Origin of the sequence: Metabacillus sp. 113a (assembly GCF_050107635.1) — a bacterium.
In the GTDB taxonomy this organism is placed as follows: Bacteria; Bacillota; Bacilli; order Bacillales; family Bacillaceae; genus Metabacillus_B.
In genome coordinates this window covers 72,298-98,357 of sequence record NZ_JBNILJ010000007.1, presented here as the reverse complement: position 1 = coordinate 98,357, position 26,060 = coordinate 72,298, and the positions used below count along the sequence as shown (strand labels likewise).

General features: G+C 45.2%; 30 protein-coding genes. 16 read left to right on the top strand and 14 right to left on the bottom strand.

Features of this window, described 5'->3' with window-relative positions; all coding sequences use genetic code 11:
* Together ACQCVE_RS12555 and ACQCVE_RS12550 are read left to right on the top strand one after the other, a co-directional pair.
* Positions 1-453 (top strand): threonine/serine exporter family protein, encoded by a 453-nt coding sequence (locus ACQCVE_RS12555; protein ID WP_426844772.1) that lies wholly within the window; start codon positions 1-3, stop codon positions 451-453.
* A 135-nt stretch (positions 454-588) separates the two neighbouring features.
* Entirely contained in the window at positions 589-1,284 is a 696-nt protein-coding gene (locus ACQCVE_RS12550) for a DsbA family protein (protein WP_426844771.1), read from the top strand.
* A 53-nt stretch (positions 1,285-1,337) separates the two neighbouring features.
* Here the strand turns inward: ACQCVE_RS12550 and ACQCVE_RS12545 are convergent, their stop codons facing one another.
* Positions 1,338-1,655 carry a DUF3784 domain-containing protein gene (locus ACQCVE_RS12545; protein ID WP_426863019.1) on the bottom strand — a complete coding sequence of 106 codons (318 nt, stop codon included), beginning with the start codon at positions 1,653-1,655 and terminating at the stop codon, positions 1,338-1,340.
* Positions 1,656-1,780: 125 nt separating this feature from the next.
* On the opposite strand from ACQCVE_RS12545, the gene ACQCVE_RS12540 reads away from it, so the two are divergent.
* From ACQCVE_RS12540 to ACQCVE_RS12515, 6 genes are all read left to right on the top strand, one after another.
* Positions 1,781-2,563 carry a YhfC family intramembrane metalloprotease gene (locus ACQCVE_RS12540; RefSeq protein ID WP_426844769.1) on the top strand — a complete coding sequence of 261 codons (783 nt, stop codon included), beginning with the start codon at positions 1,781-1,783 and terminating at the stop codon, positions 2,561-2,563.
* A 136-nt stretch (positions 2,564-2,699) separates the two neighbouring features.
* The gene (locus ACQCVE_RS12535; protein WP_426844768.1) at positions 2,700-4,433 is read left to right on the top strand and encodes an ABC transporter ATP-binding protein; all 1,734 of its coding nucleotides are present in this window, start codon (positions 2,700-2,702) and stop codon (positions 4,431-4,433) included.
* Positions 4,420-6,201 (top strand): ABC transporter ATP-binding protein, encoded by a 1,782-nt coding sequence (locus ACQCVE_RS12530; protein WP_426844767.1) that lies wholly within the window; start codon positions 4,420-4,422, stop codon positions 6,199-6,201. Before ACQCVE_RS12535 ends, ACQCVE_RS12530 begins: the two co-directional genes overlap by 14 nt.
* A gap of 74 nt (positions 6,202-6,275) precedes the next feature.
* Complete coding sequence (locus tag ACQCVE_RS12525) at positions 6,276-6,404, top strand: hypothetical protein (protein WP_426844766.1); 129 nt, start codon at positions 6,276-6,278, stop codon at positions 6,402-6,404.
* Positions 6,405-6,703: 299 nt separating this feature from the next.
* Positions 6,704-7,048, top strand: a complete 345-nt coding sequence (locus ACQCVE_RS12520) for a helix-turn-helix transcriptional regulator (protein ID WP_426844765.1) — start codon at positions 6,704-6,706, stop codon at positions 7,046-7,048.
* A gap of 81 nt (positions 7,049-7,129) precedes the next feature.
* Positions 7,130-7,654: a type 1 glutamine amidotransferase domain-containing protein gene (locus tag ACQCVE_RS12515; RefSeq protein ID WP_426844764.1), complete on the top strand. Its 525-nt coding sequence runs from the start codon at positions 7,130-7,132 to the stop codon at positions 7,652-7,654.
* Between the two features lie 246 nt (positions 7,655-7,900).
* On the opposite strand, the gene ACQCVE_RS12510 is transcribed toward ACQCVE_RS12515, so the two are convergent.
* The gene (locus ACQCVE_RS12510) at positions 7,901-8,647 is read right to left on the bottom strand and encodes a lipase family protein (protein ID WP_426863018.1); all 747 of its coding nucleotides are present in this window, start codon (positions 8,645-8,647) and stop codon (positions 7,901-7,903) included.
* Between the two features lie 161 nt (positions 8,648-8,808).
* Here ACQCVE_RS12510 and ACQCVE_RS12505 point away from each other — a divergent pair, with 161 nt between their 5' ends.
* Together ACQCVE_RS12505 and ACQCVE_RS12500 are read left to right on the top strand one after the other, a co-directional pair.
* Positions 8,809-10,092, top strand: a complete 1,284-nt coding sequence (locus ACQCVE_RS12505) for an ATP-binding protein (RefSeq protein ID WP_426863017.1) — start codon at positions 8,809-8,811, stop codon at positions 10,090-10,092.
* Positions 10,093-10,164: 72 nt separating this feature from the next.
* Positions 10,165-10,434, top strand: coding sequence for a hypothetical protein (locus ACQCVE_RS12500; protein WP_426844761.1), 270 nt, complete (start codon positions 10,165-10,167; stop codon positions 10,432-10,434).
* A gap of 85 nt (positions 10,435-10,519) precedes the next feature.
* Here the strand turns inward: ACQCVE_RS12500 and ACQCVE_RS12495 are convergent, their stop codons facing one another.
* Positions 10,520-11,485, bottom strand: coding sequence for a LysM peptidoglycan-binding domain-containing protein (locus ACQCVE_RS12495; protein WP_426863016.1), 966 nt, complete (start codon positions 11,483-11,485; stop codon positions 10,520-10,522).
* Between the two features lie 410 nt (positions 11,486-11,895).
* Between ACQCVE_RS12495 and ACQCVE_RS12490 the strand changes: the two genes are divergently transcribed.
* Positions 11,896-12,354, top strand: a complete 459-nt coding sequence (locus ACQCVE_RS12490; protein WP_426863015.1) for a YrvL family regulatory protein — start codon at positions 11,896-11,898, stop codon at positions 12,352-12,354.
* A gap of 219 nt (positions 12,355-12,573) precedes the next feature.
* Here ACQCVE_RS12490 and ACQCVE_RS12485 read toward each other — a convergent pair whose 3' ends face one another.
* The 4 genes from ACQCVE_RS12485 to ACQCVE_RS12470 form a co-directional block, all read right to left on the bottom strand.
* Positions 12,574-13,293: a 3-ketoacyl-ACP reductase gene (locus tag ACQCVE_RS12485; RefSeq protein WP_426863014.1), complete on the bottom strand. Its 720-nt coding sequence runs from the start codon at positions 13,291-13,293 to the stop codon at positions 12,574-12,576.
* A gap of 70 nt (positions 13,294-13,363) precedes the next feature.
* Positions 13,364-14,287: a DMT family transporter gene (locus ACQCVE_RS12480; RefSeq protein WP_426863013.1), complete on the bottom strand. Its 924-nt coding sequence runs from the start codon at positions 14,285-14,287 to the stop codon at positions 13,364-13,366.
* 485 nt (positions 14,288-14,772) lie between these two features.
* Positions 14,773-15,423, bottom strand: a complete 651-nt coding sequence (locus ACQCVE_RS12475; protein ID WP_426844756.1) for a nitroreductase family protein — start codon at positions 15,421-15,423, stop codon at positions 14,773-14,775.
* Positions 15,424-15,536: 113 nt separating this feature from the next.
* Positions 15,537-15,731, bottom strand: coding sequence for a hypothetical protein (locus ACQCVE_RS12470; RefSeq protein WP_426844755.1), 195 nt, complete (start codon positions 15,729-15,731; stop codon positions 15,537-15,539).
* A gap of 180 nt (positions 15,732-15,911) precedes the next feature.
* Here ACQCVE_RS12470 and ACQCVE_RS12465 point away from each other — a divergent pair, with 180 nt between their 5' ends.
* Positions 15,912-16,247 (top strand): winged helix-turn-helix transcriptional regulator, encoded by a 336-nt coding sequence (locus ACQCVE_RS12465; protein ID WP_426863012.1) that lies wholly within the window; start codon positions 15,912-15,914, stop codon positions 16,245-16,247.
* A 181-nt stretch (positions 16,248-16,428) separates the two neighbouring features.
* Here the strand turns inward: ACQCVE_RS12465 and ACQCVE_RS12460 are convergent, their stop codons facing one another.
* Positions 16,429-16,737: a hypothetical protein gene (locus tag ACQCVE_RS12460; protein ID WP_426863011.1), complete on the bottom strand. Its 309-nt coding sequence runs from the start codon at positions 16,735-16,737 to the stop codon at positions 16,429-16,431.
* Between the two features lie 98 nt (positions 16,738-16,835).
* On the opposite strand from ACQCVE_RS12460, the gene ACQCVE_RS12455 reads away from it, so the two are divergent.
* Both ACQCVE_RS12455 and ACQCVE_RS12450 read left to right on the top strand, forming a co-directional pair.
* Complete coding sequence (locus ACQCVE_RS12455; RefSeq protein ID WP_426844752.1) at positions 16,836-17,615, top strand: MerR family transcriptional regulator; 780 nt, start codon at positions 16,836-16,838, stop codon at positions 17,613-17,615.
* On the top strand, positions 17,612-19,366 hold the full coding sequence (locus ACQCVE_RS12450) for an ABC transporter ATP-binding protein (protein WP_426863010.1): 1,755 nt from the start codon (positions 17,612-17,614) through the stop codon (positions 19,364-19,366). The genes ACQCVE_RS12455 and ACQCVE_RS12450 overlap by 4 nt, the downstream gene beginning before the upstream one ends.
* A 42-nt stretch (positions 19,367-19,408) precedes the next feature.
* On the opposite strand, the gene ACQCVE_RS12445 is transcribed toward ACQCVE_RS12450, so the two are convergent.
* Positions 19,409-20,605, bottom strand: a complete 1,197-nt coding sequence (locus ACQCVE_RS12445; RefSeq protein WP_426844750.1) for an MFS transporter — start codon at positions 20,603-20,605, stop codon at positions 19,409-19,411.
* Between the two features lie 72 nt (positions 20,606-20,677).
* Complete coding sequence (locus tag ACQCVE_RS12440; protein WP_426844749.1) at positions 20,678-21,085, bottom strand: MarR family winged helix-turn-helix transcriptional regulator; 408 nt, start codon at positions 21,083-21,085, stop codon at positions 20,678-20,680.
* A 225-nt stretch (positions 21,086-21,310) separates the two neighbouring features.
* Between ACQCVE_RS12440 and ACQCVE_RS12435 the strand changes: the two genes are divergently transcribed.
* Positions 21,311-21,925: a cell wall hydrolase gene (locus tag ACQCVE_RS12435; protein ID WP_426844748.1), complete on the top strand. Its 615-nt coding sequence runs from the start codon at positions 21,311-21,313 to the stop codon at positions 21,923-21,925.
* A 211-nt stretch (positions 21,926-22,136) separates the two neighbouring features.
* On the opposite strand, the gene ACQCVE_RS12430 is transcribed toward ACQCVE_RS12435, so the two are convergent.
* Complete coding sequence (locus tag ACQCVE_RS12430; RefSeq protein WP_426844747.1) at positions 22,137-22,325, bottom strand: hypothetical protein; 189 nt, start codon at positions 22,323-22,325, stop codon at positions 22,137-22,139.
* Between the two features lie 205 nt (positions 22,326-22,530).
* Here ACQCVE_RS12430 and ACQCVE_RS12425 point away from each other — a divergent pair, with 205 nt between their 5' ends.
* Entirely contained in the window at positions 22,531-23,820 is a 1,290-nt protein-coding gene (locus ACQCVE_RS12425; RefSeq protein ID WP_426844746.1) for an ATP-binding protein, read from the top strand.
* An 876-nt stretch (positions 23,821-24,696) separates the two neighbouring features.
* Here ACQCVE_RS12425 and ACQCVE_RS12420 read toward each other — a convergent pair.
* Genes ACQCVE_RS12420 through ACQCVE_RS12410 form a run of 3 tightly spaced genes read right to left on the bottom strand, consistent with a single transcriptional unit; the run spans position 24,697 to position 25,915 of the window.
* Positions 24,697-25,011, bottom strand: a complete 315-nt coding sequence (locus ACQCVE_RS12420; RefSeq protein ID WP_426844745.1) for a DMT family transporter — start codon at positions 25,009-25,011, stop codon at positions 24,697-24,699.
* The gene (locus ACQCVE_RS12415; protein WP_426844744.1) at positions 25,011-25,346 is read right to left on the bottom strand and encodes a DMT family transporter; all 336 of its coding nucleotides are present in this window, start codon (positions 25,344-25,346) and stop codon (positions 25,011-25,013) included. The genes ACQCVE_RS12420 and ACQCVE_RS12415 overlap by 1 nt, the downstream gene beginning before the upstream one ends.
* 11 nt (positions 25,347-25,357) lie before the next feature.
* Positions 25,358-25,915 (bottom strand): TetR/AcrR family transcriptional regulator, encoded by a 558-nt coding sequence (locus ACQCVE_RS12410; RefSeq protein ID WP_426844743.1) that lies wholly within the window; start codon positions 25,913-25,915, stop codon positions 25,358-25,360.
* Positions 25,916-26,060: the final 145 nt, after the last annotated feature.

Below are 26,060 nucleotides of genomic sequence, written 5' to 3'. Positions count from 1 at the left end.
ATGATTGAACAGCTCATTACAAGCTTTATTGCCTCAGCAGCATTCGGCATGATTTTTAATGCACCGAGAAAATCCCTGGTCAAATGCGGATTCGTCGGGATGCTTGGGTGGATTATCTACTATGTCATGGTTGAGAGCCGGTATGATACGGTATTTTCTACAGTGGTGGCGTCTTTTGTTATTGCGGTAACAGGCCAGGTCTTCTCAAAAATATATAAAACGCCTGTAATCATTTTCAGTGTAGCCGGTGTCATCCCTCTTGTCCCCGGAGGGATGGCTTATGACGCAATGCGCAATTTTGTCCAGAATAATTATGATCTCGCTTTAAGTCTTGCAGCTAAAGCTTTTATGGTTTCCGGCTCCATCGCCATCGGACTCGTATTTTCAGAGGTGATCAACCAGGCGATCAGGCAAACTCAGCTTAACCGGCTGAATAAGGAGCGGGGAAGGTAAAAGGGCTGGCAGGGAAAGTTCATTTTCTCGCCATAACTTTTGGCTTAGCAGGGGGATGAGTGTTGTAAAATGAGTATGACTGTAACACGCAGGCAAGAGATTTTCACATGAAATGAAGAAATAGGAAGTGAGTATATGGAAAAAGAGCAAAAGAATACATTTTCTCAAAAACCTTTTGTTTTCGGGCTTTTATTTGTCATCCTGCTGGCCATCCTAATCGGCGGGCTGTTTGTTGGCTATAACCGGTCAGCATTGAGCAATCCCGGCATCATTTCCTATGAAAATGAACCGTACCTGGGAGATAAGGATGCCCCGGTGAAAATAATTGAATTTGGCGATTACAAATGCCCGGCCTGTAAAGGGTTTAACGACACATTTTTTAAACAGATCGACGAGGAATTGATTCAAACCGGAAAAGTGCAGTTTTTCTTTTTTCAGCATCCGTTTATCAATGTTGACTCCTACCGTTCTGCAGAGTTCGCGGAGAGCGTCTATCTGGAGCTTGGCAACGATACGTTTTGGGAATTCCATAAGGCGCTCTATGATGCTCAGCCGTCAGATCCTGAAGCTGAAAACAAGGATATCTACAAAAAAGATTACCTGACAAATCTTCTAAGCACGATGGCTGGGAAGGAAGATGTGGACAAGGTGATTGAGAGTTATGAAAATAAAGAAGGTAAGCTTGCCGCCAATGAAGATGATGCCCTCGCTATACAGCTTGGCGTAACATCAACTCCAACCCTTTTCGTCAATGGGAAAATGTTTCTTGGACGTAACATGGACGATTTAAGAACAAGAGTGGAATCGGCAGCAAAAGAAGAAGCGAAATAAGGTGAGCAGACTCCCGGTTGGGAGTCTGCTCTTTACGCTTGCCCTGTTCCAAATTAATGGGTTCTTTTAAATCGATTGGATGTATTTGAGTATACGAATAAAAAAATGATCAAAGCTGTTAAGAGAATAACACCTGCACCAAGCAAAGCGTCCATCTCCAGCATCTCCCCTAATGCCATCAGCGCCAGGCAAAAGCTGACACTGTACATCACTTTTCCCATAAACCTGCACAAGGCTGCTTCGTCATATTGAGCCTTTTCACTTTCAGACATTGTATAATAGCCTGCAATCAGAAAAGCTCCTTTCCCTTTCGATAAAACGGCAGCGAAAATGAAGAATGGGATCATGATCATAACGATTGCTATTCCCATAAGAGCATCCCTCCTTAAGACCTCCCAGCTTTTTCCGAGTGCATTCTAATCTTCATTCAATATTTGGATAATTTAAAGTATGGTAAAATAAACATCAGATAAAATAGAGAAAAGAGGAAGTCCGCATGGTATCACAATCCGCCATTATTGGCCTTGTATTTCAAATGATCATCTCCATCATCCTTCCAGTTGCAGGATACATCCTTCTAAGGAAAAAATACCGGATTGCCTTCCGTCCTGTCTTAATTGGGATCCTGATATTTTTTGTGTTTTCTAATGTTTTGGGCGGTGCTGTTAACCAATTTATTCTAGTAACGAATGAATCGACCTCCGCTATAGTCGATCAGCCGATCCTGTTTGCTATATATGGCGGCCTGTCCGCAGGATTTTTCGAGGAAATGGGCCGGTTTATCGCTTTTGCATGGGTGCTGAAAATGTATCAGGAGCGAAAGGACGGTCTTGCCTATGGTTTGGGCCACGGAGGAGTTGAAGCGCTTTTAATCGGAACTCTCGGAAGCATCCAGCTCATATCTCTGGCTCTTCTGCAAAATTCGGGCAGGCTTGAGGAAACGATGGGTGCAAGCCTGCCGCCGGAGGTCATCCAGCAGCTGACAGGTGCGTTAACGGGGCTTACTTTCCCTGTGGCATTTATGGGAGGCTTGGAAAGGGCCGCTGCTTTCTTCATTCAGATTGCTCTATCCCTGCTGGTCCTCTATGCCGTTAAAAACAAAAAATATGGCTGGATATTTGGCGCCATATTGATTCATGCGCTCATCGACTTTTTTCCAGGCCTTTATCAGGCAGGAATGGTCAACCTGATTACTGCAGAGATCGTTGTGTATGGAATTGGAATCGGTGCATTTGTTTTTATTAAAAAAAGCAGGCAGCTGAAAGGCCTGGGAGAATAACTTGCGGGGGTGGGCCGATTGCTCAGCCCCCTTGCTGTATTTCAGATTCCAGCCCATTTTCCAATCAAAATAATTAAATTATTTCCTGCATAAGGATATGATAGAAAGAACAATCCATACATAGAGAAGGGATACCATGAACAGGGTGTTTTCGTATTTAAAACCGTACCGGCTGCCTGCTGGCCTTGCACTTGGTCTTATGCTGACAGAGCTTGCGGTAGAATTGCTCCAGCCTCTTATTATTGCCCGGATGATTGACCAGGGGATTTTGCAGAAAGATTTGGGGGTCATCTGGTTTTGGGGAGGCGTGCTTCTCGCCATGTCGGTTTTTGCTTTCGCAGCAGGTGTGGCCAATTCTTTTCTGGCAAGCAAGGTAAGCCAGGGATTTGCTTACGATCTTCGGAGCAGCTTATTTCAAAAAGTGCAGTCCTTCTCCTTTTCCAACCTTGATGAATTCCAGCCTTCTTCTTTAATTACGAGAGTAACGAATGACGTTAATACCATCCAGATGACTGTTTTTATGAGTCTGCGTATAATGCTCAGGGCCCCGCTCCTTGTCATCGGGGGAACAGTGATGGCCTTGATTGTCAATGTGAAACTGGCCCTCATCCTGGTGTTCGCTATTCCTGTGCTTATTTTCTTTCTTTTATGGGTGCTGAAGGCCGGGGGCGCGATGTTCCGCCTCGTTCAGGAACGGCTCGATAACGTGAATGGGGTCATGAAAGAAAATCTGGCAGGAATGCGCATCATTAAAGCTTTTTTAAACTCTGGATACGAAATCCGCCGCTTTACAAGCGCTACAGAAGAATTGAGAAAGCGGACCACCTCGGTATTGCGCCTGATTGAAATGACCATGCCCATTCTTTATTTTGTGATGAATGCCGGTATTATCGCAATCCTTTGGTTTGGTGTTTCAGAGGCTAGCAGCGGCGGAGCCAAAGTCGGGGAAGTGGTGGCGGTCGTGAACTATTCTTTAAGAATTACAGCGGCCATTTCGATGTTTTCCTTTATTATCATGGCTTTTTCCAGAACAAAGGCTTCTTCTCACCGCGTCTCAGAAGTATTGGAAACAGAGCCTCATCTCAAAGAGGCTCCTCAAACTGAATCCCTCCCTCAGCTAGAGGAGGGGAGTGTGGAATTCAAAAAGGTTACGTTCTCCTATCCGGGCAGTGAAGCCCCGGTTCTGCATGAGATCAGCTTGCGTGCTGAAAAGGGGACAGCGACCGCGCTAATGGGGGCAACCGGATCCGGTAAATCGACCCTCTTTCAGCTTATTCCCAGACTTTATGAAGCAGAGGAAGGGGATGTATTTCTTGACGGTAAAAATGTAAAAGAGTTCCGGCTGAAGGATTTACGAAACCAAATCGGGTATGTTCCGCAGGAAGCTGTTTTATTTACGGGAACGGTCCGCGAAAATATTGCGTGGGGCTGCCCTGAAGCAACGATGGATCAAATTATACAAGCGTCTAAAGATGCCCAGATCCACGATACTATTGAGAATCTGCCGCTTGGATATGACACAGTGGTCGGACAAAAAGGCGTCAACCTTTCCGGAGGGCAAAAGCAGAGGCTGTCTATTGCGAGAGCATTAATCCGAACACCTGCGATTCTGCTTCTGGATGACAGCACGAGCGCTCTTGACATGAATACGGAAGGCAGGCTGCTAAAAGCACTGAAATCCTATTCCTGTACCACTTTTCTCATCACTCAGAAAATCAGTACAGCTTCAGAAGCGGATCAGATCCTTCTTTTGGAGGAAGGAGAGCTCAAGGATGCCGGCACTCACTCAGAGCTGCTTGAATCCTCCGGTATATACAGACAGATCTGGGAGTCTCAAATGAAGGGGGAGCACGTTTATGAGGCCCTCTAGCCATCAGCTTCAAGGAACCAAACAGAAGCGGCCTGACAATTGGCCGGGAGTAGTTAAAAGAATATGGAGTTATATGGATGGAAACAAAGGACTGCTCACCCTTGTTGTTTTCATGATTTTTGCAAGCTCAGCGCTCGGGCTGCTTGGACCTTATCTGATTGGACAGACAATTGACCGGTTTATCGTTCCTTTGCAAACAAATGGCCTTACCCGCCAGCTGTTCCTGCTGATTCTAGTGTACGCAGGGTTTTCCATTTCTTCGTGGCTTCAGAATTTCTGGATGGCCGGCATCGCCCAGCAGGCGGTTTACAAAATGAGAGTACAGCTCTTTCAGCATGTTCAAAAACTGCCGATTGCCTTTTTTGATAAACGGCAGCATGGCGAGCTGATGAGCCGGATTACAAATGATATGGATAACGTCAGCCAAACACTGAACAGTTCCGTTATTCAAATCCTGTCAAGCGTACTGACTCTGATAGGGACTGTAATTTTTATGCTCATCCTCAGCCCCTTGCTTACAGCATTGGCAATGACCATCATTCCGCTCATGCTGTTCGGAATGAAATGGATTACAAAGCGAACCGGCAAAAAATTTAAAGAACAGCAAAAGCATCTTGGAGCATTGAATGGATATATTGAAGAAACCTTCTCCGGCCAGAAAATTGTTAAGGCTTTTTCCCAGGAAGACCGGGTTACGGAGGAGTTTCTGGACCGGAGCTTAAGACTGCGCGAAGCAGGGTTCTGGGCGCAGACCTACTCTGGTTTCATCCCTAAGCTCATGAACGTTCTAAACAACCTAAGCTTTGCAATCATTGCAGCCGCAGGAGGCTTCATGGCTATCAAAGGCTGGATTACAATTGGCACCATTGTCATCTTTATTGAGTACTCGAGGCAGTTTACGCGGCCGCTCAATGACCTTGCCAACCAGTTTAATACAATTTTGTCAGCGGTCGCAGGTGCAGAGCGCGTGTTTGAAATTATGGATGAAAAAGAAGAAAGGGAAGACGGCAGCAAGGATCTCACAAATGGAATTACAAGAGGAGACGTAGCCTTCCGCGGTGTTTCCTTTGGTTATACTGAAGGTGAAACGACTCTCAAAGACGTAAATTTCCAGGCGGAAAAAGGAGAAATGATAGCTTTCGTCGGTGCAACGGGTGCGGGAAAAACAACGGTCATTAACCTGCTCTCACGCTTTTACGACCCGACGGAGGGGACGATTTTAATGGATGGAGAGGACATCACCAAAATCAGAAGGGCAGACTTAAGGAAGAATATGGGCTTTGTTCTTCAGGATCCTTTCTTATTTGAAGGGACCATTCGTGAAAACATCCGCTACGGGCGTCTTCATGCATCCGACCAGGAGGTAGTGGAAGCAGCAAGACAGGCTAACGCCCACTCTTTTATCATGAAGCTTCCACAAAAGTATGATACGGTCCTTAAACACGAAGGAAGCGGAATCAGCCAGGGGCAAAGGCAGCTTCTGTCAATCGCAAGAGCCCTTCTGTCTGATCCGGTTATTCTCGTACTGGATGAAGCTACAAGCAGCATTGATACGATCACGGAGCTGAAAATTCAGGATGCTTTAAGAACGCTCATGGAAGGAAGGACGAGCTTCGTCATTGCCCACAGGCTGAACACAATCCGTCAGGCTGATCAAATTATCGTCCTGGATCATGGGGAAATTATCGAAAAAGGCTCACATGAAGAACTGATCCGGTGTAGAAGAGCTTATTATCAATTGCATCAATCGTCTGAGGATATTAGCTAAAGCTTTCTCATAGGCTTAAGAATGAGCGGATGAGGGAATAGATTAGCAAATACGATGAGGCGGAGGAAAAATCAATGAATAGGATGATTGTATGGCTGGAACATGCTGCAAACTGGTTCGGGAGGAAAACAGTTCCGGCAATTTTCCGTGCAAGTCCACTTTTACAAGATCACACAAAAGAACAGGAGCCGGTGGGCAAATAAAAGCGCCCGGTCCTGTTCTTTTTTTTGATGCTGCAGCTGTCCTGGAATGCAGTTCCCGGCCCGGCACAACGCTGCTATTCTATCTTTAATGAAGAGCAAAACCCTCAAAAAGCAGAGCGAAGAAGAAGTGAGATGAGGTTACCCTAAAAAAGGTGTCCTCAGCACTATCCTATTCACCTAATTGGTCTTTGTGACCAAAAACACAAAAAAATTTTTCTAGTATACCCAAATGAGTATTCGAATATTCACTCAAGCGTATGCAATGGGTACAATAGGGTAGAAGTGAGGTTGTGCCTATTATGGAAAACCGTATTAAGGAAGTGCGAAAATGCAATGGCGATACCCTTCAAAGCCTTGCCAAAAAAGTGAACTATGACTACAGCAATCTTTCGAAAATAGAGCGGGGTCTCTATGTACCCTCTATTTCATTATTAAAAAGGATTGCAGAGGTATACAACGTCGAGATTAGTGATCTGCTCGTTTCCCAAAAGCGAAATAAAGAAGTGATCGATCTTCAATCCAAGCATCTATTCGTTAAGTATGACCTCATAATTGATGGACAACCTGTTTCTCAGGATGAGATCAGCGTCATTGCTTCCATCATCCGCAGATTGAGAAATGCAGCCAATAAGAATGATGATTGATTGGACGACATAAGGCTTGCGATCCAAACAGTGCAGCTCATAGCTACCTCCGTGATATACTTAAATCCGGAGGTGTTTTAATTGCGTCTAGAAAACAAAAAAATTATTCAGCTTGCAAGTGATGAATTTGAAGATCTTGAACTTTGGTATCCGGTTCTGCGCTTAAGAGAAGAAGGAGCAACGGTTCATATCGCTGGTGAAAAAGCAGATCAAACCTTCAAAGGAAAGTACGGTATTCCCGTTACGTCGGATATTGCTTTCTCTGATGTAAAACCTGAAGACTACGATGCGATCCTTGTACCCGGAGGCTGGTCTCCGGACAAGCTTCGCCGCTACCCGGAAGTATTGGACATGGTCCGTCACATGGACCAGAATGAGAAACCAATCGGACAGATTTGCCATGCCGGCTGGGTTCTCATCTCCGCAGGAGTTCTGAAGGGCCGAAACGTCACGAGCACACCTGGAATAAAAGATGACATGACCAATGCAGGTGCAATCTGGCATGACACGGCAGTCATTACAGACGGCCACATCGTCTCGAGCCGCAGGCCTCCGGATCTCCCGCAATACGCTAAAGAATTCGCGGATGTCCTGGCCGCTCAATAAACTGCCCCCCCCCTTTCTGGATAAGGGGGTTTTTTCATGGACATTTTAGCGGGACAGGGACATAGACTGAAGGACCGATGCAGGGGACGCGGGTCTTACCCGATTAAGAAGGGTGGTGCTTAGATGTATGAGGATTCAGAATAACCTTTTGCATTTCTGACTTTCCTTCAGCACATTTTGATGCTCTCCGGTTCACTGAGGCAATAAGTGCGTTACTTATGAGAAAAAAATGAAGACCAGCTTTCTTTACATATAGATGAGCCGATTCAAACTCTCTAATCCCGTGAAGTAGGTGCCGGGCATATGGTTTGCCGAAATGGAGCCTGAATCAATAGTGAAGGGATAGGACGTTTGAACATGCTGGTAAAAGGATTTGGAGTGGTTAATGGGATTGTAAACGATAATAGGCGGGAGCTTTGGAACAATGTCTGTCTTATTAACAAAGCGAATGCTATTCGGTACAAGCCGGTCATATACGGACGCAAACAAACCGTCTCCAACCCGTGGAGCGCCGTAGCTGTACATGACAATGGATCGGAATCCTGAGTTTGCTGCTGCATCAGCCGCATGAAGAACGGCTAAAGCACCGCCAAGGCTATGGCCCGTAATAAACAGGTTCTTTTTTTTCGATATGCCTTCATACGCTTTTAAAATTTCATCTCTGCATGTGGAATAGATTGACTGAAAGCCCCGGTGAACCTGACCTGCGCCGGGATGATAAAGGTAAGGGGATTGTCGGATGGCAGCATCAGCTATCCAGTCTTCATCTGATTGCGTACCGCGAAAAGCAATCACCGCTGCATCATCTGATTCCAGGATAAATCCAAACCATTCGGGTACACCGATGCTTGAGGCTTTAAAGGCCTTAACTAACTGAAAGCCGGGTACGATTTCTACTGGCCCATTATTGATATACTGGCGATAGGCATACACACACATATGAAGTAAAAATTCGGCCAGTTCGTTATTGTAAAATGGTTTTCTTCTCCACATATACTTGATCCACCACCCCGCTTAATCAGGCTTATGCATTACGATACGCTGCGGATGAAAAGAAGTGCCTGGTTATAAAATCGACAAAAATACCTGCCTGAAAGAGGGATAATGGAAATAGATGTCGTATTTAATAAAAAAATAGCTGCGGGGTAGAGATTATGATCGTAGAAAAATTATTACTGCACGTTCTGATTGTTCTTGCTCCTATCCTGATCCACAGTGTTTTTTTCTCTGAACGTTCCATTGGAAGAACTTCGTACTTGATTGGAATCCTCCATGGCTTTTCCGCTGCTCTTTGTATTTTGTTTGCCTATGAAGGTCTTGGGTTTTTTTGGGATCTCCGTTATGTTCCTTTAGTGCTTGCTTTTCTTTACGGCGGGCTGCACAGCGGGTTTATTGTACTGGCTGCTATCTTTATTATGAGAACCTTTGTAGGCGGAGATGCCTTGCTGTACGGCTATTTAATAGCCATTCTTTCGGCTGCGGGTCCCATGCTCGCCGGCAAAAGCTTTAACAAAACGGAAAAGAAATGGCAAAGAGTGATGTGGGCGGTCTTAGCAGCTTTCTGGGCGGTGATTATCCAGCAGGGAGTTGTTTTAAGCTACATGACTGCCTCGAATGCAGACATCGTTTATACAGCGGAAGTCAGCTATTTTATCTTCATCCTTGGGGCTATACAAATGCTCGGCTCGGGATTTGCCGCACTATTGCATGAAGCGAGCATTGAAAGGAACAGGCTCCAGGAGGAAATCTTCAGAGCTGAAAAACTGAATACGCTGGGTGAAATGGCAGCATCTATAGCACATGAAGTCAGGAACCCGCTTACAGTTGTAAAAGGGTTTTTACAGCTTATAAAAGCAGATGATAAAAAAGGAAACCTGCCCTATCTGCCTCTCATATTAAGTGAGCTGGACAGAGCTGAATCCATTATCAGCAGCTATTTGAACTTTGCCAAGCCACAATTAGAGATAGTGGAAACCTTTGAGCTGAGCAATTTCCTGAAGGATGTTACACAGCTTCTGAACCCTCTGGCACTAAAAAAGGGAGTTACATTAACCTGTCAGGCTGAAACAAAAATTATTCTGGAAACAGACAGGAACCAGCTGCGGCAGGCTATGATCAACCTTATTAAAAATGCAATAGAAGCTACTCCCGAGAGTGGATCTGTAGCCATTTTGCTGTCAGTGGAAGGAGAAAAAGCAGAAATTACCGTAGCCGATACCGGCATAGGGATGACGAAAGAGCAGCTGGCAAAGCTCGGCAGCCTGTATTATTCAACAAAAGAAAAAGGCACAGGACTTGGTACGATGGTATCCCTTGGAATCATTGATGCAATGGAAGGCAAAACCGTTTACAAAAGCCAGCCTGGTATAGGAACCACGGTGAAAATTTCACTTCCTTACACAGCCAAAGAAAATGCTGGAACTTACGATCCTTTCTAGCCAACTACTTTCCTGTATAGCGTCCTCCGCTATTGGGAATAAATAAGCTAATGATGGATAGGAGGAAATCCAATGAGCAATCTGCATGTGGTCTTATATGATATTCACGAATATTTTATCCTTAATCCAAATTTTCTTCGGGCTTCTATCGAGGATTCAGAGCAGCTGGACCTTGATGTCCGAATTAACAAGGCATTAAGGCTGCACTTTAAAGATATAAAAGAGGAAGAGTATCACAATACCCTGATTCCTGCGTTGAACCGCATCGGGCACGATCTCCGTTTTGCTTATGGGGATGGCCATACATTAATTATCTATAAAAAAGAAGAACAGGTCAGCTGACTGAATAGTTCCGCCATTATACCTCTGAAATGAAAAGAGCAGATCCCATGGGACCTGCTCCTTTTTGTTTTGCAGCCAGTGTTTTTTAGTTGTAGACTTTAATCGTTACTTTCTTAACGCCCCATTTAAGAGCTGCGCTGCGGGAAGATAGGAAAATATCGATTTTACCGTTTTTGATGGCACCGCCGGTATCACCTGCAATTGCCGTTCCATAACCTGGCACATAAACTTTAGAACCAAGCGGAATTTGTTTAGGATCTACGGAAATCACTTTTGCATTCGGATTTTTCTTTAGGTTAATGCCTGTAGCGGTGATCCCGCTGCAGCCTTTGCAGCTGGCTGTATAAGCAGTTGCTGTCACAGTCATCGTTTTATATGATTGTTTTGCCGCCGGTTTTGCTGCTGGTTTGGATGCTGCTGGTTTAACGGCCGGTTTTGAAGCAGAAGCGGAAACAATCAGCTTCTGATTAACGTAGATTGTATCAGATTTTAAGCCATTCCATTTTTTCAGCTGGCTGACGGACGTTTTATAGGCTTTAGCAATTCTTGAAAGAGTATCTCCGGATTTAACAGAATAGCTTGATCCGGATTTTACGGCAACTGGTTTAACAGAAGCTGGTTTAACGGAAGCTGGTTTAACGGCTGGTGCTGAAGCAGAAGCGGAAACAATCAGCTTTTGGTTCACGTAGATTGTATCAGATTTTAAGCCGTTCCATTTTTTCAGCTGGCTGACGGACGTTTTATACGTTTTAGCAATTCTTGAAAGAGTGTCCCCGGATTTAATGGTATAGCTTGATCCGGATTTTGCGGAAGCCGGTTTTACAGAAGCTTTCGCGGAAGACGGTGAAATTGTCAACTTTTGGTTCACTCTAATCAAGTCTGATTTCAAGCTGTTCCATGATTTAAGCTGGCTCACAGTAACATTATGCTTCTGACCAATTTTCCAAAGAGAATCACCTGATCTGACGGAATATGTGGCTGCGGAGGCACCGGCTGAGATTCCAAACGACAAGAACATACCTGCACTGACTGTCAAAATAAACTTCTTCAAAAGTCCTAGTCCCCTTTATGTATATGATGGCTAATATTACTAGATTTATATGACAATCGTGTATCAAACAGTTTCTATTTATGTTACAAAAACATTTCATTCAGTAATATCAGGTTTGAAATTTTGAACAGCCGGCAGTCCGTATCAGCTGAAATCACGTATTGTGAAGGGTTTTCATTAAAATGACTATAGTATAAAAGGAAAAAGCTAACATAGAATAATAATAGAAAACAGGACTATTGGACGGGGCATCCGACAAATTTTAAAGAAGGGAGTTTTAAACCAGGATTTGCAGTCGGGATTTTTTCCTTTTTTTATCAAAAACTCTTAGGGGAAAATCGTTATTTGTACGGATGCAAAATAACTCTGGCTGAATGGTAAAATGGAAGATATATCTATTATAGGAGTGGATGATACTGGAGCATGATGATAAGCCGTTTAGTGAAGAAACGGCAGGTATTAAGATTTTTGTTGTGACCGCGCTATCAGTAATCGTGATTCTTACGATTGTATTTGTATTTGCTGCCTATTTTTTTGGGATAGCCGGTATTTTCAATCTGGCAGGAGTTCACTATGATTCTCTGTCCTCGCTGGTTCAGTTTGTGATTTTTTACTTTCTCCTTGGTTTGGCAGGGGATATAGTGAATAAGGTATTTGTTGTCTTGCTTTCAAAAACGGCCATAAATGGTCTTGCTGCCAGGTTTGTTAAATTTCTGGCAAGCTTCATTGTTACATGGTCTATCTTCTCTTTTCTAAGCATGGTTATGCAATCTATACATATAAACACGATCACTCAAGTAATCGCGGCCTCTTTAATTGCCATTATTGAACTGACAGTAGATGGCGGCGGGCGTAAAAGGAATTCCTGAATTCTTCATGGGAGCTCTCATTCAGGATCAAAGAAGTTGTCAGGCGAGTCCGGTTTCCTTTGCTCTGGCTGATTCCCGCTTGGGGGCTGCTCACCGGCAAGACTCTGTTTCTGAAGGAGTTCCCCTAATACTTTTAGAACTAAAAGGATGTACAAAGAAATCCCCGGCATCATACCGGGGATTTTTCATATTGCAGCAGGACTTTTCAGACTGCTTCAATTAAGGATTCGTAGACCATAGCCCTGCTGATTTGATAAATGTCCTGTTATTGAGCTTGAGCTGGGCGACGATATATTCCGCAATGTCTTCAGCCTGCATGACTTTGTCTGGATTTCCGTCCGTCAGATTGTTATCAATGGCAAGATCCGTTGCAACGGTGCTTGGCGTAAGGGCGGAAACACGGATGTTATGTTTGCGGACTTCCATCGCAAGTGACTCTGTCAAGCCAAGCAATCCGAATTTAGAAGCGCTGTAGGCACTTGTAACTGGCGCCCCTTTTTGGCCGGCGGTGGAGGAGATGTTGATAATGTCCCCCGCTTTCCGTTCAATCATGCCCGGCAGGACAGCCCGTGTAACATAGTAAGAGCCAAGCAGATTTACTTGGATCACGTTTTCCCAATCCTCCGGCGCAAGCTCAAGAAAGCCGCCGAATTTTGCAATGCCTGCGTTGTTAATGAGAATATCAATGGAACCAAGATTCTCTTCAAGCTGTGCAGAAGCTCTTTTCACAGACTCATTGGATGCCACGTCGGCAGAAGCGTAATACGCTTTTACACCTAATGCCCGGGCTTCTTCAGCAGTCTTTTTAAGATGTTCTTCTGTTCTTCCGAGCAGTCCTACATGAACCCCTTCTTTTGCGAGATGAAGGGCTGCGGCACGCCCGATTCCCCGGCCTGCCCCTGTAATTAAGGCTGTTTTCCCTTGCAGTGATTGACCCATGGTATTGCCTCCTTCAGCTTGTCCTTTTCCCATCATAATTTTATATGCTTTGATTTTCAAAAACTTTGTCCTATTGTGCAGAATGGCTGTGCTTGCGTCTCATTCTCGATCTCAAGTCTTCGTAAGCGCCTGACCCTAAAATAACACCTGATATGATCAGGAGCAATCCGAGAAGGTGGGAAGGGTAAACGGTCTCGTTTAAAATGAGAACCGAACCGGCAAGAGCAAAAAGAGTATTGAGATTCATAAAAATAGCGGACTCTGCCGCTCCAACCTGGCCGATGGCATAATTGTACGTCATATGCCCAATGGCTGTCGCAAATACGGCGGATAGGAAAAAGGCTGTCCATACTTTCGGATTTCCGCCGGCAAGGGAGGAAAGGCCGTCTTTCTCTGTGAAAAGAGAGATGACAAAAAGAACGATCGATCCGAAAAAGAGCATATAACCGGTCAGCAGTCTCGGGTCCATATTTTTGCAGGATTTATTAATAATCACAAAGCTGAATGCCTGGGTAAGGATGGAGAAAAAAATGGATACATCTCCGGCGTTCACGGCACTGATGCCCTTCCCGCCGGCTATAACGGTAAAAGAAACACCGGCTAGACCGAGCAGGAAGCCGGTAAGGCGGATGACCGTTAATTTCTTGTTAAGAAAAATAATCGACAGAATGGCCACCAGAATGGGGCCAAGCCCTAAAATGAGGCCGCCATTTGTCGAGCTGGTAATGGAAAGGCCGATCGACAAAAAATAATGATGGGCCACTACGTTCAATAAGCCGCATCCGATAATCAAACCTGTTTCACGGAGAGTGGGCCTCCGGAGAAGTTTTAGAAAATAAAGCATGATAAAAACACAAATACTTGCTGTGAAAATCCGTAACGAGGTAATCGTGACGGGAGGAAATGTTCCAACAATAATTTTTAGAAGAGGGACATTAAATCCCCACAAGAGCATAATGCCGACTAGAGTAAAATAAATGCGAGCGTTTTTCACCGGGTTCCCTTCTTTCAGAAGACTTCAAGTATCAGCCTATCACACTGCTTTTTCCATCACAATAATGCTGATTTTCTATTGAGTAATATACTGGAAAAGGAGGGCATTAATTTGAGGATTAAAAATCAGTTAGCTATCGTTACCGGGGGTGACGCGGGCTCGGTGCTGCCATTTGTACGCCCTTGCTGAAGAAGGAGCATTCGCCGCCGGGAATTATCACAGGAATACTGTACAGGCCGTGCAGGCAGCAAAGGAAATTCGCGCTGCAGGGGGTTCTGCAGCTGCCATTCAGGCAGATGTTGCAAATTAGGAAGATGTCAGGATGCAGGTAAAAGGAGCGGAGGAGATCTGTGGCGCCATATATCTGGCGTCTCATGAACGGTCCTTTATCACAGGACAGAGCTTGTCTGTAAATGGAGAGAAATTCATACGGATATATAAATAAAACGGCCTCGCGGGCCGTTAATATTCGTCAGGTTCCCAAGTCATTTATGAAACTGTACACGTTCCCCGAGCGGTTTGAATTCTTTAGGTCCAGGGGGCGATACAGGCTTACCGAAAGGCATTTGAGCAATCAGCTTCCAGCCTGCCGGAAGCTTCCACTCTTTCTGAACCGCTTCATCAATTAATGGGTTGTAATGCTGAAGAGAGGCCCCGTACCCTTCCAGCTCCAGTGCTGTCCATATGACAAACTGCAGCATGCCGGAGGACTGCTCGGACCATGTATGGAAGTTTTCACGGTAAAGAGGGTATTGCTGCTGAAGAGACTCAATCACGGCTTGATCTTCGAAATATAATACCGTGCCATAGCCGTTTGCGAAGCCTTCTAATTTTTCTTCTGTCGGGCTGAACTGGCCTGAAGGAACAACCTTTCTCAGCGCCTCTGTCGTGATGGTGCTCCAGAGCTTGCTATGCTGTTCTCCCAAAAGGACCACAACCCGCGCGCTCTGGGAGTTAAAGGAAGAAGGTGTGTGCTTGACAGCATGTTCGACCACTTCTTTAATCCTATCGTCCGGGCCAACGGGATCTTTGCTGATGGCATAGTAGGATCGCCTTTCCTCAACCGCTGCCAGAAAGTCTTTCTTCCCTGCGCTATCATTATTTTCATTACTGAAAAGCTTGTCAAATAAGGCCATACACATTCCCCTTTCCGGATTTTCACTAATAGCTTGCCCATTTTATCCAAGCAGATGAATCCAATTTCCGGAACCGCATGAATGAACCATTGGCTTTAATGCTGTTCGGCAGCTTATAGCTGAAGCAGGAATTGTCCGATGATTACCGTGAGAAGCAATACCCCTATTCCTAAAGCGCGAACGCCAAACAACTGCTTTTCTGATAAATCTTCTTCTCCCTGAATTTCCCTCCAATATGGATAAACAAATCCGATCACCGGAGAAAGAACCAAACCCAAGGATACAAGCAGCACGGCTATTATGGTCATTTAAATCAAGCCCCCCCTTATAGGAGGTGTTTCCTTGATGCCCCATGACTAAACCAAGATAGACCCTTTAGTATACAAATGACCGGCTATGAAGACTTCTGCTGAAAAAAAGCTGGTTGTAAAATGTAACTTTTTTATTTTTAGTAATCCTGCGCTATAATGAGGGTGGGAGTGATGAAAATGGAACATTTACACATATGTCCCCGGTTTGAGCAGGCAATAAAAATGCTCGGCAAAAGATGGACAGGCTTGATTATTCATCAGCTGCTCGATGGTCCGAAACGATTTAGTGTCCTGGAAGCATCTACCTCCATAAGCGGAAGAGTATTGTCAGACAGGCTCAAAGATCTTGAGCAAAACGGTGTGGTCACGCGCACCATTATCCCTGAAACCCCTGTACGCATTGAATATTCGCTGACAGCAAAAGGCCAAGCGCTTAAACCTATACTGAAGGAAATCGAAAACTGGTCCGAAAATTGGATCGAACTCGAACAGGATAACCGAATTGGCCAATGACCCGATGGGTGGTTGGCTTTTTTTGTGAACTGGCGGGTGGGAAAGCAGTCGCGGTTTTCAGCGGGAACGGACAGAAAAGCGGTCAGATAGATGGAAAAAAGTGAAACAGAGGCACACACGGAGCCACTCGGTGTCAATGTGGAGTTGGATACGGGCCGACTAGAGCCGGATACGGGCCAACTTAGCAGGAATACGGGCCAGGTTTACCCGGATACGGGCCAACTTCGTCCAAATACGGGCCAAACGACAAGATTCGCCAACTTTTCACACCTGTCCTCCGGCTAAACAAAAAAGCGATTCCTTCATCACTGGCTCCGTGAAGGGATCGCTTTTTATGCTTTGAATAGGTTTTCTTCCATTTTTCCTGCTTTGTCATTGTTTTTCGCTCATGCAAGCTGTAGTCGGGGGCGGCTCCTCTTAGCTTTGCCGTATCGGATCCATGATTTCGGATTGTGTGTTCCCGCTGCTTCCTGGCTTTGCTTTTTGACATACATGATCACCTCGAGCAATAGTATACCATTTTCTGCATAAGAAGTTGATTCTAACGTAACGTCAGGATATATAATGAGGCATAAGGAGGTTATCCCAGTGTACACGATCGGACAATTTGCCAAAAAGACAAGTGTTACGATAAGAACGCTTCGCTACTATGATCAGCAGAAGCTGCTGAAGCCGAGCTATGTGAGCGAGTCCGGCAGAAGGTATTATAAGGATGAAGACTTGGTCATTCTCCAGCAGATTCTTTCACTTAAGTTTCTTGACTTCAGCCTGAAACAAATACGTAAACTGCTGACAGCGGCTGACGGTGATTTGAAATCATCCCTCGAAATGCAGAGGGAATTGATGAAGCATAAGCAGAGCCATATAAGCCGGGTTATTCTCTCACTGGATCATGCTCTTACCCTTTTAGAAGAAGAGAAGCGGCCCAATCTTCAGATTCTTGCGTTTGTAATTGAAAGCATACAAAAGGAAGATGAGCATATGGAGTGGGTAAAAACTCATTTTCCAGAGAAATACGCTGCCCGCTTGGAAACTTTTTCAGAAGAAGAGTGGCTGATTCTACATAAAAAGACCGTGCTGCTTTTCCAGGAAATGAAGGATTCCCTGCAGGAGTATACCCCTGAATCAAACGAAATTCAGATGTTAATCAGGGAATGTTTACGTCTCCTGTCCGGAATGCTTGGGGAAGAGGAGATGATGACCAAACATACTTATCTTGGCCAGAACTGGGATCGGCTTGAAGCGATTGCTCAAGAAGAAATACCTGCAGCTTCTCCGTTCACCGAAGAGGAGGAAAAGCTAATCGCAAGGGCCTTTGAATTTTACTGGAGTGAATCAAAGGGAGAAAAAAAGGGGACTGAATCATGAAAGAACAAACGGAAAGAATTGAAAAACATCAGCTTAATGCGTTTATCAGACTGCTGAAAAAACACCGGCCTTCAGCATGGATGATAGCGGCGGTGCTGTTCCTGAGCCTGCTTGAAACAGGGGCTGGACTGATTGTGCCGATCTTCACCAAGGATTTGGTGGACCAGGCAGGAGCTGCCTCACTAAGTTCCAATGTAATTGTTCTTTTAATAGGAGCGTTCGTGCTGCAGTCCGTTGGCGCCGGTTTTTCCTACTATATGCTGATGTACATAGGGGAAGCCATTGTGAAAGGAATCCGCGAACAGCTGTGGAGCCACATTCTGCTGCTGCCGGTTTCTTATTTCGACCAGCACCAGTCCGGAGAAACGATGAGCCGCATTACCCAGGATACCGATACAATCAAGACATTGATTACGAACCACCTTGTAACATTCATTTCAGGGATTATCGCAATAGCCGGTTCGGTCGTTATCCTGTTCATGCTGGACTGGAAGATGACGTCCATCATGCTCGCGGTCATTCCGCTCTCTATGCTGCTGCTCTGGCCGATGGGGACGAAAATATATAGAATTTCAAAGGCGACACAGGATGGGATGGCTTCATTTAGCGGGGATTTGGGCCGTGTGCTCGGCGAAGTCAGGCTTGTCAAAGCTTACAGCGGGGAAGATATTGAGGAAGGAAAAGGAAAGAATGGAATCGGGAACCTGTTTAAGCTCGGACTCCGGGAAGCCAAAATTCAGGCAATCATTTCGCCGTTCATGACAACAATCATGATGATTGTCCTTGTTATTTTAATCGGCTACGGAGGTGTGAGAGTTGCAACAGGGGATTTATCGGCAGGAACCCTTGTTGCCATTATCATTTACGTGTTTCAGATTATTGTTCCATTTACCCAGCTTGCCTCCTTTTTCACGGCCTTTCAAAAAGCGATGGGCGCGACAGACAGAATTCAGGAGCTCTTTACTATGAATGCCGAAGAGAATGGGGCTGAGAAAGCGGATGTCTTAAATAAAGAGCTTCGGTTTGAACATATACATTTCAGTTATTCAGAGGATAAACCGATATTAACGGACTTATCCTTTACCGTTTCTCCAAGCAGGACGGTGGCACTGGTCGGACCGAGCGGCGGCGGGAAAACCACCATTTTTTCGCTGATCGAACGGTTTTATAAGCCGGTAAAGGGCAGTGTGAAGATAGGGGGACAGGACATCAGCAGCTTTGATTTGCGAAGCTGGAGAAGGCAGATCGGCTATGTTTCCCAGGACAGTCCTATTATGTCGGGGTCGATCCGGGATAATATTTGCTACGGAATCGAGGGTGAGGTTCAGGACGAAGAGGTCAAGCAGGCGGCAGAGCTTGCGAATGCAGCGGAGTTTATTGAAAAAATGTCCGACCGCTATGAAACTGAGGTAGGAGAAAGAGGGGTCAAGCTTTCCGGAGGGCAAAAACAGCGGATTGCGATTGCGAGGGCCATTTTAAAAAATCCGTCGCTGCTTCTGCTCGATGAAGCTACGTCCAATCTCGACAGCGAATCGGAGGTTCTAGTCCAGCAGGCGCTGAAAAATCTAATGACAGGCAGAACTACCTTTGTGATTGCCCACAGGTTATCCACAGTCGTTGATGCCGATCAGATTCTCATCCTGGAAAACGGGAAATTAACAGGACAGGGGAGACACGAGGAATTACTGAAAAGCCATTCTTTATACCGCAAGCTTGCGGAAAAGCAGCTGCAGCTGGAGGCGGCCAATTAACATAAAAAAAGACCAAATCCGCAAAGATTTGGTCTTTTCTCTTCAGGAGGCGTGATCCTGAGGCAGATAGCTTGTCTGTTTTTTCCGCGTTACAGCTGTAAAGATAAACAGGGTAAGAATGATTAGCCCTGAGGCGTATAAATACAGGCTTGAGTAGCCTAAGTCGGTTGCGAGCATGCCTAGAATATAGGAGCCTCCTGCTATACCTATATCAAAGAACGTAAAGAAGGTGGAAGTGGCATGTCCGCTCCTTGATGGATGGGCTCTTTGAATAGCGAGCGTCTGGAAACAGGGAACGAGAGAGCCGTATCCAAGTCCGATCAGTGCGCCTGACATGAGCAGCATCCAAGCTGTATCGGTGAAGCTGAGCAGCAGCATCCCGGCTGCAAAAACGATAAAAGAGGGAATCATGACAATAGCAGGGCCTTTCCGGTCGAAGAGCCTGCCTACAAATGGTCTTGATAACAGCATGACCACAGCAAATACAACGAAGAAGTAGCTTGCTGCCTGGGTAAGTCCCAAGCTTTTGGCATAGATGGAGATAAAGGAAATAATGCCTGAATAAGAAAATGCAATCAGGCCGCCAATCACCGCTATCGGTATCACTGATCTCTCGAGCAAATCAGAGGCTGTAAATTTACGTGCAGCAGCAGGGGGTACGGAATGTTCCACTTTGATAACAAAGCTGAACAGTACCCCCGCTACAGCCAAGACAGTGAAAAGAACGAACAAGACGGTAAATGTTGTGAACTGAAGAAGCGTTAACGCAAGAAAAGGACCGAAAACTACGGCGAGATTCATTGACATCGCATGATATCCCAATCCTTCTCCACGCCGCTCTTTCGGAATAATATCAGCTGCTATCGCACCGGTTGCCGTTGTAATGACACTGAACCAAATGCCGTGAATGAATCGCAGGACAAGCAAGCTTGCAAATTGATCAACCCATACATAGACAACAGTGGTGAGCATAAACAAAATCATCCCGATGATCAGGCAGATTTTTTTCCCGAACCGTTCGAGAAGCTTTCCCCAGACAGGACGGACTAGAATGGCGGAAAGCATGAATACGGTAATGACCAGTCCGGCCTCGGCATTTGACCTGTTTAAATCCTCTACAACATAGATAGGCAGAGCAGTAAGCAGGGCATAAAACGTCATGAAAATAAAAAAGTTAATGATAAAATTACTGATAAAGCTTTTTGTCCATATAGGAGCTTTACTTGTGGATGCAGTCATGTTGAACCTCCTTTAATACGGTCAATTTTTTGGAAGAAACGGGCCCAATCGTGATGGATTCCCTATGATTTGTCAGCTGCCGATTTTTTGGAGCAGACGGCTTAATGTACGGCGTTCATTCTCATCCAAATACTGCAGCATTTCCTCTTCGAATGAAATCATCGTTTCTTTGATGCTGCCAAGCTTTCCCTCCGCATCAGCCGTTAATGAAACAATTCTTTCCCGCTTATCGGCCCCGGGCTCCCGTTTAACCCAGCCGGTTTCTTCTAATCTGGCAATCGTTCTTGTGACGGTTGGGGCTTCCACGTTCATGTAACGCCAAATTTCGGTTTGCGACATGGGTCCGAACCGGATCAGACAATATAAAATAGACCATTGGGCACTGTAAATTCCATGGTCCTGAAGGCGGGCATTCGATTCCTTTGATAAGTACCTTACGAGCTGATGCAGATTATGGATGATATTCCTAGAATCCTCCATTTTTTCACCTCATTTATTTACCTAAGTAAGTATTTTATCTCCTTTTTGGACGAAAATCAATCAAATAAGCCGAATAAGTTTGAAATAGTAAAGAATCTGTACGTGAGTTGGCGAGAAGTGGATAGATTGCCTATGAAACTCTTTTCAGGGAATACATATCCTTTGAAACCATATTTTTTTTCTGTTAGGGTTGTTTAGGAGCAAACACAAAGGGAGGAAACAAATATGAAAGCCAAAGGTCTAGTATTATCCTCAAGCATTGCAATTGGAGCTCTTACTTTTGCTGGGCAAGCGAACGCAGCAAGTGCTGAAAGTTACAAGGTCCAACAAGGTGATTCTTACTATAAAATCGGACAAGAATACGGCGTTTCAATTGATGCACTGAAGGAAGCCAACAGCCGTTCAGATAATATGATTTACACAGGTGAAACCCTTCAGGTTCCTGTAGCAGGCGCAGAAGATGTAAAGGGTGCTGAATACGCGGTATCCGATGCAGATAAAGAGTTAATGGCCCGCCTTGTAGAGGCTGAAGCCAAGGGTGAGTCCTATGAAGGAAAAGTAGCGGTAGCCACTGTTGTTATGAACCGCGTGGAAAGTGATAAATTCCCCGACAGTGTAAATGAGGTAATCAACGAACCGGGGCAATTTTCACCGGTAGCAAACGGCCAAATCAATAATCCTGCCAGCCAGGAATCAAAAGATGCGGTCAATGAAGCAATCTCTTATTCCAGCATCAGCAAAGGTGCTCTTTACTTCTATAATCCTGATAAAGCCAGCTCAAGCTTTCTTAACGGAAAAGAAGTGACCACAACAATCGGCGACCATGTATTCGCAAAATAACGTCATCAAAAAGGAGCGGATCCCAGTGATCCGCTCTTTTTAATGGGTTTTGTTAGTAAGTCCTGCTGATTGGAGCGGAAGGTGCAATCCTCCTGAGAGAGAAGCAGAACGGATGGGACCCGCAAGCGCAAAGCTTAGAGGAGCTTCCCAGCCCATTGATAAGCAAAAGCCTGCACCGGAAATCAGCAGCTGGGTTTTATCAATCTCTTTATTAAGGAGCAACAGAAACCGTATTCAGCAGCACAAGCACAGCTCCTGCCAGCGCTCCAATTCCGATCCCGTAAAGCAGCCAAGCCATTCGTTTATTGCCTTTCGGGGCATTTTTCATGCGGACAACCGTAATGAGACGAAAAGTCATTAATAAAAATGCAGCAACAGCAAATAAGATAATTCCATTCAAGTGATAGGTCCTCCTCGGTCAATCCTCATGTAAATGATGTACCCGTTATAGATAGGTTTCTAAAACTATTTTATCGTGAAATGCATTTAAAACAAATGGGAATAAGAGCAAAGAATAGAATGCAATCTTTTACCAAAAGGTTTTTCACACATCCAGCAGACTTTTCGTTACAATAGTAGAAGAAAATAATAGTAGGTGGCCGGTTATGGAACCCTCCAGAAAAATTGCACTTAAAATTGCACTAATTTACCTCATTATAGGAGTTATCTGGATTTTCAGTACAGACTATCTTTCCTTGCTTATAGCCAGAAAAGATTTGCATTTATACAGCTTTTTCCAGCAATATAAAGGCTGGATGTACATTTTTATTACAAGTGTTTGTTTGTATGCACTCGTACATAGGAGCACAAGGGAATTTATCCGGTCAAAAGAAAAGCTTAAGCAAAAGGAACGGGAGCTTGAACGGAGCAATGAACACTACCGGTCTCTCTTCCACCACAACCCCGATGGCGTATTTGAAGCGGATTGCTGCGGGAGGCTTATGGCGCTTAATCCTGAAGGCGAGATGATAATCGGATGGAAGGAATCCTCTTTAAAAGGCAGGAGCGCGGTGGATTTCATTAAAATGGATGAACAGAGAAAAGCGAAAGATCTGTTTGAAAAAGTCCTGGAAGGGAATCCTCAAAAATTCGAACTCACGGTAAACACCCGTCTGAACCAGAAACGCATTCTCCGCTGCTCCCTGCTCCCTATGATTGTAGATGGAGAGATACAGGGTGTTTTTGGAATCGCAAGGGACATCACCGAGTTTAAAGCCAGCGAAGAACTGATGATCACAACTGAAAAAATGTCGATCATCGGAGAACTGGCTGCATCTGTTGCTCATGAAATCAGAAATCCGCTTACCTCTCTTAAGGGGTTCGTCCAGCTGATGTCTGCCTCCAAACAAGTGGATGACCAGCACCTGAGCATCATGATGTCCGAAATCGACCGCATCAACCTTATTTCCGGTGAAATGCTGGCCCTTGGCAAAAAGCAGGATGTCCATTTTAATAAGGAAAATGTGCATTTCATAATCAGGCATGTCATTGCACTGATCGAAGGCGAAGCAAATATGAAAAACGTCATGATCAGCCTTGAAGCGGAACAGGAACACCTTCTACAAATTTGCTGTGATCAAAATCAAATTAAACAGGTCTTTTTGAATTTGGTTAAAAACAGCATTGAAGCCATTCCGCAGGCAGGTTTTGTTGCCATAAAGCTTTTCGTAAAAGATAACTGCGCCGTAATTACCATTAAGGATAATGGTTCAGGAATGGAAAAAGAGAGGCTTGCAAAGCTCGGGGAACCCTTTTATTCCACTAAGGAAAAAGGGACCGGACTTGGTCTTGCTGTCTGCTTCAGCATCATCAAACGGCATAAAGGCTCCATCCACTTTTCCAGCCAACAAGGAAAAGGAACGACGGCTACCGTAAAATTGCCCATCGCAAAATGAAAGCTGCCGCACTCGCTCGGGGCTTTGCGGTCCGCTGCTGGGGTCTGTCCCTCACTTTGCTAAAGAGCTAAAGCTCTGGCACCATCTCTCCTATCCGCTGTGCCGCAAGGGTTTACTAGTGCTGGTCTCTGACCCGCACCGCGTTAAAGCAGTGCGGGCCAGGCACCGCGCCTGACCCCACTTTCACTGCCGCACGAAAGCTTCGGCACCAGCTCCGCCGATCCGCGGTACATAAGGGCTGACAGCACCGTATCTCTGTCCCCGGTTTCTTTACAGCATTAAAGCTCCGGTACCTCCGACCCCCGCTTTGCTAAAGCATTAAACCTCTGTCCCTATGCAGTTTGAAACCTTGCAGGACAAGGCACTGGAGATGGTTCCCTCTGTCCCCGAAAATACAGAAAAAAGGGGTCGGAGGCTGCCTCCGACCCCGATTATATCAACTGGTTATCCTCCGTCCCCTAGGTGTCAAAAGCGTTGGGAGAGTAAGAATAATGAACTAGTGCCTCCAGCCCCCGGTGCTTTAACGCATCGGGGGTCGGAGGCGAACCAGACCATTATCGGACCAGAACGATTAAAAGAGCCGGAATCCAGAACCAGAGCTATTATTGAAACCGGAACCAGCACCCGGAACCAGAACCCGAGCCAAATACCCGGATCCAGCACCCGAGCCAAATACCCGGAACCAAACCCAAACCAGAACCACTGCCGGCCGAGCGTATCCTAACTCAACGGACAGAACTGCACCTGTACCTGAATACTCTCAGCCAAATATCCACTATCCACAGCCCCTTCCATCCAAACGATTCAATGCAAAAGAAAACAGGGTCCCATCTGCGGAACCCTGCTCTCTATTCTCAAAAACCTTCCAGCCTGCCATCAGGCAATCAGCTTTAAACCAATAGTAGACCCAAGGATCAAAGCGATAAAAAGAATCCTTTTCCACTCCTTGGACTCGCCGTACAGGATCATGCCCATAACGGCACCGCCGGCTGCGCCGATGCCGGTCCAGATCGCGTACGCTGTCCCCATAGGGAGTGACTTCATGGCGATTGAAAGGAGAAGGAAGCTTGCAGAAAAGGCTCCTGCAAAGAATAGCATATTTACAATCGAACGCTTTCTTGTGAGCCTGTTCATTGAAACAACTCCAAGCATTTCAAACAATCCGGCAAATACTACAGCAATCCATGCCATCAGCCTGTCTCTCCTTTCGTATCATCAGTGACCATCTTAAGTCCGATAACTCCGACAAGTAAAATCCCAATCATTAAAAGCTTTAAGGGCTCTACCGGCTGATTAAAGAAGATGATTTCCGCTAAAACGGTTCCTGCTGTGCCAAGTCCAACGAATACGGCATAAACCGTACCGACTGGAAGCTTGGAAGCAGCAAGAAGCATAACTCCAAAGCTCACGATAATGCCAATAATCGTTCCAGTCCATTCCAGCCCATTATCTGAGTGCTTTAATCCAATTACCCAGCCTACTTCAAAAAAACTGGCCAGTACGACATAGATCCAATATCGATTCATGTAAATCCCTCCTAATGAATTCCCTTCCAAAAAATGCTCCATGATGCATCCAGTCTTTTTTGACTGCGGTCTTTCCCTCCGTAAAGCATTTCAACAAACAAGCTGTCCAGCACACCTAAATACGCAATCGCGGCCTGTCTGGAATCTGTAACTATCCGAGCACCCTCAAACAGCTCGAAAAGTGCGGCTTCAAGAACATCCAAATGATTATATACTTGTGTCATCAGCTCTTTATACATATGTTCCGGGGGGAAGAAGGCTGTACGGAGCCAAAATTTTGTTTCCGCATTTTTTTCGTATCTTTCCATGCAATCCGTCAGATATGCATATAGCCTGGAATGTATATCTTCGGCTGATTTTGTTTTAAGACTGGCAATGGCATGGTCCATTTCATGCTGAAACACGTCCTCCGCTGTTTGAAGAAACAGATCATCCTTACTCTTATAATGAGAGTAGATGGATTGTTTTTTGATTCCTGCTTCCTCAGCGATTAAAGAAAGAGATGCTCCTTCATACCCGTGCTGTGAAAAAACAATCAGTGCCTTTTGCTTTAACTCATCTGCTTTCATGGCTTCACTCTCCTTACGACCGTTCGTAAGTTATTCTAGCATGCTTTTTTGCTGAAATCAACAGATAGGGCGCGTCATGGCTTTTCTGCTGAATTGATGCTATTATTTACAATGTTGAATGATCGAAAATAACTAACAGAAAAGG

Excerpts from the sequence above, each read along its gene's own strand:
- ACQCVE_RS12445 (WP_426844750.1), bottom strand. The coding sequence starts at position 20,605 with ATGACTGCATCCACAAGTAAAGCTCCTATATGGACAAAAAGCTTTATC.
- ACQCVE_RS12465 (WP_426863012.1), top strand. The coding sequence starts at position 15,912 with ATGGAACATTTACACATATGTCCCCGGTTTGAGCAGGCAATAAAAATG.
- ACQCVE_RS12550 (WP_426844771.1), top strand. The coding sequence starts at position 589 with ATGGAAAAAGAGCAAAAGAATACATTTTCTCAAAAACCTTTTGTTTTC.
- ACQCVE_RS12425 (WP_426844746.1), top strand. The coding sequence starts at position 22,531 with ATGGAACCCTCCAGAAAAATTGCACTTAAAATTGCACTAATTTACCTC.
- ACQCVE_RS12500 (WP_426844761.1), top strand. The coding sequence starts at position 10,165 with ATGAGCAATCTGCATGTGGTCTTATATGATATTCACGAATATTTTATC.
- ACQCVE_RS12460 (WP_426863011.1), bottom strand. The coding sequence starts at position 16,737 with ATGTCAAAAAGCAAAGCCAGGAAGCAGCGGGAACACACAATCCGAAAT.
- ACQCVE_RS12555 (WP_426844772.1), top strand. The coding sequence starts at position 1 with ATGATTGAACAGCTCATTACAAGCTTTATTGCCTCAGCAGCATTCGGC.
- ACQCVE_RS12505 (WP_426863017.1), top strand. The coding sequence starts at position 8,809 with ATGATCGTAGAAAAATTATTACTGCACGTTCTGATTGTTCTTGCTCCT.
- ACQCVE_RS12470 (WP_426844755.1), bottom strand. The coding sequence starts at position 15,731 with ATGACCATAATAGCCGTGCTGCTTGTATCCTTGGGTTTGGTTCTTTCT.
- ACQCVE_RS12410 (WP_426844743.1), bottom strand. The coding sequence starts at position 25,915 with ATGAAAGCAGATGAGTTAAAGCAAAAGGCACTGATTGTTTTTTCACAG.
- ACQCVE_RS12525 (WP_426844766.1), top strand. The coding sequence starts at position 6,276 with ATGAATAGGATGATTGTATGGCTGGAACATGCTGCAAACTGGTTCGGG.
- ACQCVE_RS12485 (WP_426863014.1), bottom strand. The coding sequence starts at position 13,293 with ATGGGTCAATCACTGCAAGGGAAAACAGCCTTAATTACAGGGGCAGGC.
- ACQCVE_RS12535 (WP_426844768.1), top strand. The coding sequence starts at position 2,700 with ATGAACAGGGTGTTTTCGTATTTAAAACCGTACCGGCTGCCTGCTGGC.
- ACQCVE_RS12530 (WP_426844767.1), top strand. The coding sequence starts at position 4,420 with ATGAGGCCCTCTAGCCATCAGCTTCAAGGAACCAAACAGAAGCGGCCT.
- ACQCVE_RS12545 (WP_426863019.1), bottom strand. The coding sequence starts at position 1,655 with ATGGGAATAGCAATCGTTATGATCATGATCCCATTCTTCATTTTCGCT.
- ACQCVE_RS12440 (WP_426844749.1), bottom strand. The coding sequence starts at position 21,085 with ATGGAGGATTCTAGGAATATCATCCATAATCTGCATCAGCTCGTAAGG.
- ACQCVE_RS12490 (WP_426863015.1), top strand. The coding sequence starts at position 11,896 with ATGATACTGGAGCATGATGATAAGCCGTTTAGTGAAGAAACGGCAGGT.
- ACQCVE_RS12475 (WP_426844756.1), bottom strand. The coding sequence starts at position 15,423 with ATGGCCTTATTTGACAAGCTTTTCAGTAATGAAAATAATGATAGCGCA.
- ACQCVE_RS12510 (WP_426863018.1), bottom strand. The coding sequence starts at position 8,647 with ATGTGGAGAAGAAAACCATTTTACAATAACGAACTGGCCGAATTTTTA.
- ACQCVE_RS12520 (WP_426844765.1), top strand. The coding sequence starts at position 6,704 with ATGGAAAACCGTATTAAGGAAGTGCGAAAATGCAATGGCGATACCCTT.
- ACQCVE_RS12420 (WP_426844745.1), bottom strand. The coding sequence starts at position 25,011 with ATGGCATGGATTGCTGTAGTATTTGCCGGATTGTTTGAAATGCTTGGA.
- ACQCVE_RS12415 (WP_426844744.1), bottom strand. The coding sequence starts at position 25,346 with ATGAATCGATATTGGATCTATGTCGTACTGGCCAGTTTTTTTGAAGTA.
- ACQCVE_RS12540 (WP_426844769.1), top strand. The coding sequence starts at position 1,781 with ATGGTATCACAATCCGCCATTATTGGCCTTGTATTTCAAATGATCATC.
- ACQCVE_RS12450 (WP_426863010.1), top strand. The coding sequence starts at position 17,612 with ATGAAAGAACAAACGGAAAGAATTGAAAAACATCAGCTTAATGCGTTT.
- ACQCVE_RS12435 (WP_426844748.1), top strand. The coding sequence starts at position 21,311 with ATGAAAGCCAAAGGTCTAGTATTATCCTCAAGCATTGCAATTGGAGCT.